Origin of the sequence: Halanaerobium congolense, assembly GCF_004366375.1 — a bacterium.
Classification (GTDB): domain Bacteria; phylum Bacillota; class Halanaerobiia; order Halanaerobiales; family Halanaerobiaceae; genus Halanaerobium; species Halanaerobium congolense.
The window spans coordinates 1-6,770 of sequence record NZ_SOEF01000059.1 but is presented as its reverse complement, the minus strand read 5'-3'; the positions used below and the strand labels follow the sequence as shown (position 1 = coordinate 6,770).

Genomic DNA, 6,770 nt, shown 5'->3' with positions numbered 1-6,770 from the left:
TTCGAAAATACCAAAATTTATGGGAATTTAAAGGATTGTTTGCACAGCTTTATTTCATTCAGGGATGCTGCATGATAAAAAGTTGTAAAGTGGTGTATGCAGAAAAAGTTGGATTAAAAAATGCATTTGTTAAATTAACCTGGATGGGAACAATTTTAATTTTAGTTCTGCTTATAATCACACCAATGCTGGCTGAAGGTGAACTTACTACAGGAGTATTAATATTATTAGTAGTTTTAGGAGCTCAATATTCAGTAAGTCAGCTGGCAGGTAATATAGTAATTCCGATGATTGCAGACTGTACTGATTATGAATCCTGCCGCTCCGGAAGATTTATGTCAGGCTTTATTGGTACTATCTTCTCCTTTGTTGATAAGATGATTTCATCTTTAGGAACTGTAATTATTGGTTTCAGTATAGCTTTAGCTGGTTATGGAGGCCAAAAAATTCCACCTAACTCTCCGGTTAGTGCAAGTTTAGAAATTGCAATATTGTTTATCGTTTTTGGTTTACCCTTAATTGGACATGTTGCTTCTTTAATTGCAATGAAATTCTATCCTTTAGATGATAAGAAAATGGCTGAAATTCAGGAAGAAATTGATAAAAAGAAATCAGCGACAGCTACTGCCTAATAAATTCAATATAAATTATGTATAAGTTAAAGATAAGGGCTTCTCTAAAATTTTTAAAGAAGCCCAGATGGATTAATGATTATAAATTTTGAAATAAGTGGAGTGATAATAAATGGAAGAACAGTTTTTATATCCTGCTCAATCTCAGACAAGACAGATTATTGACTTATCAGGAATCTGGAAGTTTAAAGTAGACTTTGAGGGAAAAGGAAGAGACGAAGGCTGGCAGAATGGTTTATCTAATTACAGTGAAGTTCCTGTTCCATCAAGTTTTAATGATTTATTTACAGATAAAGATGTGAGAGAACATGTTGGGGATGTCTGGTATCAGACAGAGTTTTATCTGACAGAGGAATGGCAGCAGAAAAATGTTAACCTTCGTTTTGGCAGTGCAACTCATAGAGCAGAAGTCTGGTTAAATGGAGTTAAAATTGCTGAACATGAAGGTGGATACATGCCATTTGGAGCAATTATTAATGAAGCTGCTGACTTTGGAGCTAAAAATACTCTGATTGTAGTCGTTAATAATGAATTAGATTTAACGACTATTCCTACCGGCCAGGTTAAAGAATATGATGACGGTAAAAAAAGATTATTTCCTTATTTTGATTTCTTTAATTATGCCGGAATTCATTCTGCAGTAAAGATTCAGCTTTTACCTAAAGATTATATTTATGATATTTCGACAGTTACAGATTATGAGGGGAATACAGGTTATCTAAACTATGAAATAGAAAGCACTTCTCACTCTGAGATTAAAGTTGAATTAAAAGATGAAGCGGGTAATGTTGTGGCTGAGGCTAATGGAGATAGTGGTAAGCTGGAAGTAGAATCAGTTAATCTCTGGCAGCCTGGTGAAGGCTATTTATATAATTTAGAAGTTAGTTTGTTAAGCAGTGGCGAAACAGTTGATACTTATCCACTACCTGTGGGAATTAGAACAGTTGAAGTCAAAGGTAATCGCTTCCTAATTAATGATGAGCCATTTTATTTCAAAGGCTTTGGTAAACATCAAGACAGTGAGATCAATGGCCGTGGTTTTGATCCAGCAGTAATGATTAGAGACGCTGAACTTTTAGACTGGATTGGAGCTAATTCTGTCCGCACCTCACATTACCCTTATGATGAAGAATTTTACCGAATGTGTGACCGCAGAGGGGTTGTTGTAATTGATGAAACCCCAGCAGTGGGTCTTTTTGATATGAATATGAACTTCCTGGCAGCAGGTACTGGAAAAGAATCTGATTTCTTTGATAAAGAAATTGTGCATCAAAAAACAAAAGGAAACCATAAAAGAGAGATTAAGCGTTTAATGAAAAGGGATAAAAACCATGCTTCAGTTGTAATGTGGTGTCTGGCAAATGAGCCAGATAGTGCTCAGGAGAGAGCTGAAGAGTATTTTGAAGAAATTTTTTCTTACGCCAGAGAACTTGATCCACAGGCGAGACCTCTTACATTTACAAATATTATGACAGCACCATATGGTAAGTGTAATGCTGCTCAATTTGCAGATGTAATTTCCTTAAATCGCTATTACGGCTGGTACTTAATGGGAGGAGCAGAGTTAAGATATTCTCAAAAGAACTTTGAAGAAGAACTTGCTGGCTGGGAAAAAGAAGGAAAACCAATAGTGATGACTGAATATGGTGCAGATACTAAAGCTGGAATTCATAAACTGCCTTCAGTCCAGTGGTCAGAAGAATACCAAAATGAATATCTAGAATTACAGCATCAGGTTTTTGATAACTGTGATTCCATTGTAGGAGAGCAGATGTGGAACTTTGCTGATTTCCAGACAGTTGAAGGTATTTTAAGAGTTGACGGCAATAAAAAAGGTGCCTTCACCAGAGATAGACAGCCTAAAATGGCAGCACATCTCTTAAAAGCAAGATGGGAATAATTCTTTTGTACCAGGTACAAATAAGCTTATTTGTACCTGGTACAAGTAAATAAAATCACAAACAAAGCAGGTGAAAATATGATTGAAATCAATAATTTTGCAAAAGAAAAAGAATTTTTAATCTGTATTGATTCTGATGGTTCAGCTATTGACACAATGACTGAAAAACATCAAAAAGCATTTGGCCCGGAAGCTGTAAAAGTTTGGGGGGTAGAATCAGTTAAAGATATTTTCTTAAAAAAGTGGGATAAAGTTAATCTTTATTCAAATACAAGAGGAATTAATCGATTTAAGGGTCTGGTTAAAACCTTTAATGCTCTAAAAGTTGAAGGACATGATTTGCCAGAGATTACTAAAATTCAGCAGTGGGTAGAAACAAGTAGTGAATTATCTAATCCCGCTTTAAAAAGAGAAATAGAGAAAAGCAAAAATAAAGAAGAACTTAAACTAGCTCTGCAGTGGAGTCAGCAGGTTAATCAAAAAATTTCAGAATTAGAAAAAGATATTAAAAAAGTTTTTAAAGGTGTTAAGGAATCATTGATCAAAATAAGTTTTAAAGCAGATATTGCAGTTGTTTCATCAGCCAACCAAGAAGCCCTTTTAGATGAGTGGGAAAGTTATAATTTACAAAAACATGTAAAAATAATTTTAGGTCAGGAAGCAGGCTCAAAAGCTGATAATATCAAAGATCTAAAGCAAAAAGGATATAAAACTAAAAATATTTTAATGATTGGTGATGCTCCGGGAGATTTAAGAGCAGCTGAAACAAATGATGTTTCTTTTTATCCAATCATACCAACAGAAGAAGAACAATCATGGAGTGTTTTTCTTGAGCAAACTGCTGCTCAGTTTTTTGCTGGTAATTATCGGGAAGAATATGAAGATAAGTTAATTAAGAAATTTAAATTTATTTTGAAATGAAATTTAAACTTAAAGAAATAAAAACTGGAGGTAATCATGGTAGATTTAAAAGCAAAGCCTTTTTATTTAAATGAGGAAGATGTGAAGTGGGTAAAAGATACAATCTCTGAGATGACTATTGAAGAGAAAATTGGTCAATTATTTATAACTAGAATTCATGGTGATCTTGATGACCCCAATAATCAGGAAATAATAAAAAAATATCATGTTGGTGGAATTAGATATGCCAGCAAAAGTTCAGAAGAAATTTATAATTTTATCAAAGATGTGCAGTCAGCCAGCAAAATTCCATTATTAGCAGCAGCTAACTGTGATAATGGAGGAGATGGAGCCTGTACTGATGGTACTTTTATTGCAAGTGGAGCAATGTGTGAAGCTGGCGAATCAGAAGAGGTTGCTTATAATGCAGGTCTGGTTAGCGGTCGTGAAGAGGCTGCTTTAGGAGTTAACTGGAACTTTGACCCCTGTGTTGATATTTTATATAATTGGCGAAATACTATTGTTAACACTAGAGCTTATGGGAACACTCCGGAAAAGGTGATTAAATATACCTCTGCCTATTTAGAGGGCTTAAAAGATAATGAAGTAGGTGAAGTTGCTGCCTGTGTTAAACATTTTCCAGGTGATGGAGTTGAAGAAAGAGATCAGCATTTAGTTTTAGGAATTAATGATTTTGAGCCTAAAAAATGGGACAATACCTTTGGTAAAGTCTATAAACACCATATTGATAATGGTCTAATGAGTATTATGGCAGGTCATATTGCAATGCCTGAATATCAGAAACAGCTTAATCCAGAATTAACAGAACAAGAAATAATGCCTGCAACTCTGGCCCCAGAACTGTTAAATGATTTACTAAGAGACAAACTAGGTTTTAATGGGCTAATCGTTACCGATGCTTCTCATATGTTAGGAATGACCGCTGCAATGCCGAGAAAAGACTATGTTCCTGGCGCTATTGCTGCCGGCTGTGACATGTTCCTATTTTTCAATGACAAAGAAGAAGATTTTCAGTTTATGCTGGACGGCTATAAAAATGGTGTAATTACAGATCAAAGATTAAATGAGGCTTTAGAAAGAATTTTAGGGCTTAAAGCAGCAGTTAATCTTCATAAAAAAGCAGAGAAAAATGAATTAATGCCAGCTGAAGATAAGTTAGATATTATTGGTCAGGATGAACACCATCAAATGGCAGCAGAAGCCGCTGATAAGGCTATAACCCTGGTAAAAGATAGTTTGGGTCAGCTGCCGATAACTCCAGAAACACATCCTAGAATCAAATTGTATTATTTATACGGAGAACTTGGTGGTATTTACAACAGCGACACATCTTCTAGAGATAGAATTATTACAGAGTTAGAAAAAGCAGGTTTTGAAGTTGATTTAAACGAAGGTGAGTCAAGAGATAAGGGCAAGATTATGGAATACAGAGACAAATATGATGCAGCTTTTGTATTTGCCGATGTCAGAGGTTATGCTCAGCAGAATAATTATCGAATTAAGTGGAAGTCACCGATGGATAATGAAGTGCCTTGGTATGCTGCTGAAATTCCAACTGTATTTGTTTCTTTAAATTATACAAATCATTATTTAGATGTACCAATGATCAAAACATTTATTAATGCACATGGGAATACAAGTGAAGTTATTAGACAAACTATAGAAAAAATTATGGGTAAATCAGAGTTTAAAGGCTCATATAATGAAAATGTTTGGTGTGACACCTGGGAAGCCAGAAGATAATTAGTTTTATTTTGGTACCGAGAACTTGCAAAGACATCCAAATATCCGGTATCAAAATCCAAAAATTGCTCCTTATTAGATTAATATAGATTGGTAAAAGGCCTTACAATCTTGATAGTTGTAGGGTCTTTTACTTTTTAACTCAGAAAAGTTGGTTATAATTAATAATAGAAATTAAAGATAATTATAATAAATTTTAGTATTATTTAAAATTAAGTTTTTATTTAATTTGATAGGAGTGATTATATGGCAGGTAAAAGATTTCATTCATCAAAAAAGAAAAAATTATTTGCAGAAAAAAGGCTTAAAAGTTTGAAACCAGCTCAACTTCTGACAGAATTAAATTTAGAAGCTGGGGATATCTTTATAGATATTGGAGCTGGTAATGGATTTTTTTCTCTTCCGGGAGCAGAAATAGTTGGAGAAACGGGGAAAGTTTATTCAGTAGATGTTCAAATAGATATGTTATTAGATTTAAAACATCGGGCTCAACAGGCTGGTCTTTCAGATCGAATTGAGATCTGTAAAAGTGATGATAATGATGCTAATTTACATCAAAAAGCAGATTTTATGCTTTTTGCCTATCTTTTTCATGAAGTTGAGGAGAAAGATCAGTTTTTAGATAATTACTTTAAATTTTTGAAAAAAGGATCTAAGGTTGTTTTTATAGAATGGGACCCCTCTCAAAGAGAAGAAGGACCACCTCTTCATCACCGAATTGAAAAAGATGATTTGAAATCAATGTTGGAAGAGCGAGCTATAAAAAATATCAAGATAAAAGAAATAGATTACAATTCATATTTAGTTAGCGGTAGAAAAGTATAATGTATATAGATAGAATAATTCAAAAACAGTCTTTCTTTCAAAAGAGAGGCTGTTTTGTTGATTTTAGCAGCAATTTATGAAATGATTTAAGATAAGAAAAAAATTTTGAAATAGATATCGAATAAGGTGAAAATATGATAAAAAACAAACAGCGACTAATGATCCTGGCATTTACAATAATGATGATGAATGGAGTAGTAAATAATTTAAGAGCTCAGGTTGGTCCTTATATAATAGAAGATTATGCTCTAAACTACAGCAAACTTGGCATTTTGTTATCGTTTATTTCAATTGGGTCAATGCTGTTTTATTTTTTAAGTGGAAAGCTGATTGAGAAATTTGGTTTAATAAAATTACTTTTTTATGGGATTATCTATAATATAATTTCTTTAGCTGCTATTTATTTATCACCGAATTATTATTTCTTAACTGTTTCTTTTTTTCTGCTTGGATCAGGTTTAACACTTTTAAATATTGTTTCAGTAAATCTGATTTCAATATCATACAGCAAAAGCAGAGGTAAAATGATCAATCTTCTGCATTTGTTTTATGGTCTTGGTGGAATAATTGCTCCTTATTTTGTAACCTTAGTTTTAAAACTGGGTTTTAGTTGGGCCCATTCTTTTTTATTTTCAACTATTTTACTTGTTATTACACCACTTTACAAAAAAATTAGATAAAAAATTGGCGACTTATTCCTTCTTTTGATATAATATTTGTTACCTACAACAAATATGAAAGGAATAAAC

General features: G+C 33.2%; 6 protein-coding genes. All 6 read left to right on the top strand.

The window, feature by feature from the left end; all coding sequences use genetic code 11:
• The first annotated feature begins 71 nt into the window (after positions 1-71).
• The 6 genes from C7954_RS13080 (at position 72) to C7954_RS13055 (ending at position 6,701) form a co-directional block, all read left to right on the top strand.
• The gene (locus C7954_RS13080; protein ID WP_134060270.1) at positions 72-632 is read left to right on the top strand and encodes an MFS transporter; all 561 of its coding nucleotides are present in this window, start codon (positions 72-74) and stop codon (positions 630-632) included.
• Positions 633-744: 112 nt separating this feature from the next.
• Positions 745-2,532: a beta-glucuronidase gene (gene uidA, locus C7954_RS13075; protein WP_089716780.1), complete on the top strand. Its 1,788-nt coding sequence runs from the start codon at positions 745-747 to the stop codon at positions 2,530-2,532.
• A gap of 78 nt (positions 2,533-2,610) precedes the next feature.
• The gene (locus C7954_RS13070; protein WP_089716781.1) at positions 2,611-3,453 is read left to right on the top strand and encodes an HAD family hydrolase; all 843 of its coding nucleotides are present in this window, start codon (positions 2,611-2,613) and stop codon (positions 3,451-3,453) included.
• A 36-nt stretch (positions 3,454-3,489) separates the two neighbouring features.
• Positions 3,490-5,196, top strand: a complete 1,707-nt coding sequence (locus C7954_RS13065) for a glycoside hydrolase family 3 protein (RefSeq protein ID WP_134060268.1) — start codon at positions 3,490-3,492, stop codon at positions 5,194-5,196.
• Between the two features lie 246 nt (positions 5,197-5,442).
• Entirely contained in the window at positions 5,443-6,021 is a 579-nt protein-coding gene (locus C7954_RS13060; protein WP_133505877.1) for a class I SAM-dependent methyltransferase, read from the top strand.
• A gap of 134 nt (positions 6,022-6,155) precedes the next feature.
• Positions 6,156-6,701 carry an MFS transporter gene (locus tag C7954_RS13055; RefSeq protein ID WP_243833698.1) on the top strand — a complete coding sequence of 182 codons (546 nt, stop codon included), beginning with the start codon at positions 6,156-6,158 and terminating at the stop codon, positions 6,699-6,701.
• The last annotated feature ends 69 nt before the right edge of the window (positions 6,702-6,770 follow it).